The following is a 1,911-nucleotide window of genomic DNA, read 5'->3' as shown; positions in this document are numbered from 1 at the left end:
GCCAGATCGGCCGGGTCGCTTGCGACCTTACGCTCCAGGCAGACCCGACTCGTCTCGTCCAGAATGCAGACACTCGTCTCTTTTACCGAGACGTCCAAACCCGCATAGTGCCTCATGCCGCGCTTCCCTCTCTGATGCCTGTGGCTGGGATCCGATCCAGACCACGTTATCCATCAGCTCGAAGCGCAGCACCTCCACCCGTCACAGCAGCGAAAAACAGGGCGCCAAAGCCGAATACCCCATCTGTTGCGAATAGCGGAACGGGACGCGTTGATCCCGTTCTGTTCCATCTTTAGGTCTATAAAGACCTGAAACGAACAAGTTGCAGGAGCTCGCGATGAAACGCTGCTTCGCTCGTCCGTAGACCGGAGCCTACTGATAAGAGGTATTAGATCTCGAAAGCTATGCTAGCGTTTCTTCACGGTCCTCGCTTACCTCAGCATCGGCTTGGGTCTTTCCTTCATCCCGCGCGCGCTGGATGGTCTGCCGGCTGACGCCTTAGTCGCGTGAGAGCTTCGACACCGAAACCCCCTCCCCCAGCTTCTCGCGGACCACCTGCTTCTGTGCATCCGTCAGGCTGCGCGGACGCCCCAGCACCTTGCCCTGTTCCGTCGCCCGGATCAGGCCTGCATGGGTGCGCTCGATCAGGAGATCGCGCTCGAACTCGGCGACCGCGTTGATGACGCTCATCGTCATGCGGCCCGTCGAGCTGGTAAGGTCCACACCGCCCAGGGCCAGGCAATGAACTTTCACGCCCATCTCGGCCAACGTCTCGACCGGGGTCTGTTGCGAATAATCATTGGGGATGAGAGTTTCGGTGCCGAAGGCTGCTACAGTCGGGGGCGTGAGGCAGGAGTTTGACGTTCAAAGGCCGGCACTTCGCACCCGACATCATCCTGCTTTGCCTGCGCTGGTACTGCCGATACGCGCTGAGCTACCGCGACCTCGAGGAGATGATGGCCGAGCGCCACCTCTCGGTGGATCACACGACAATCTATCGATGGTTTCAGCAATACGCGCCCGAGCTCGACCGTCGCGTTCAGTGGTGCAAACCCCTGCAGACCAAGACCTGGTACGTCGATGAGACCTATGTGAAGGTTCGTGACGAATGGATGTATCTGTATCGGGCGATCGGCGACGAGACGCTCGACTTCTGTCTTTCCCAGACCCGCACGACGAAGGCCGACAAGCAGTTTCTCAGCAAAGCCTTGAACCGCTCGCCACACCAGCGCCCGTCCGTCATCTCGACCGACAAGAACCAATTCTATAACGAGGCGATCGCCTCGCTACGCAAGGAAGGACGCCTGTCGCCGACCTGCCAGCATCGGTAGGTGAAATTCCTCAATAACAGGCTGGAGTCCGACCACGGGAAACTGAAGCAGCGGATCCGCCCGGTGCGAGGGTTCAAGTCGCGCAAGACGGCGCACAACGCCATTCGCGGATTCGAGGTCATGCGGATGTTCCGCAAGGGCCAGTTCCGCTCGATGGTCGATAGCCTCGCTGGAGGATCGGAGGCCCGCTACATCGGACGGCTGTTCCAAGTCTTCATCGCCTGAGAAAAGAACAGAACAGGATCATTGCAACCAAATCGCCTATTCGCAACAGATGGGGTATTCGGCTTTGGCGCCCTGTTCTTCGCTGCTGTGACGGGTGGAGGTGCTGCGCTTCGAGCTGATGGATAACGTGGTCTGGATCGGATCCCAGCCACAGGCATCAGCGAGGGAAGCGCAGCATGCGGTACTATGCGGGTTTGGACGTCTCGGTAAAAGAGACGAGTGTCTGCATTCTGGACGAGACGGGTCGGGTCTGCCTGGAGCGCAAGGTGGCGAGCGACCCGGCCGATCTGGCTCTGGTTGCTCAGGACCCGCCATGGCCGCTGTCCCGGGTCGGGACCGTCTACTCTCAACACAT

1 protein-coding gene and 2 pseudogenes are annotated in these 1,911 nt (G+C 59.6%); 1 reads left to right on the top strand and 2 read right to left on the bottom strand.

Going from position 1 to position 1,911, the window contains the following annotated elements; genetic code table 11:
- A pseudogene (locus NS365_RS25120) lies at nt 1-116 on the bottom strand (IS110 family transposase); the annotation flags it as partial.
- Between the two features lie 382 nt (nt 117-498).
- A complete protein-coding gene (locus tag NS365_RS20615; protein ID WP_430515435.1) occupies nt 499-768 on the bottom strand; it encodes a recombinase family protein in 270 nt (89 codons plus the stop codon).
- Nucleotides 769-857: 89 nt separating this feature from the next.
- On the opposite strand from NS365_RS20615, the pseudogene NS365_RS20610 reads away from it, so the two are divergent.
- A pseudogene (locus NS365_RS20610) lies at nt 858-1,556 on the top strand (IS6 family transposase).
- Nucleotides 1,557-1,911: the final 355 nt, after the last annotated feature.

This window comes from Aureimonas ureilytica (assembly GCF_001475935.1).
GTDB lineage: Bacteria > Pseudomonadota > Alphaproteobacteria > Rhizobiales > Rhizobiaceae > Aureimonas > Aureimonas ureilytica_A.
The sequence above is the reverse complement of the archived record's forward strand: the minus strand, read 5'-3'. Positions and strand labels throughout refer to the sequence as shown.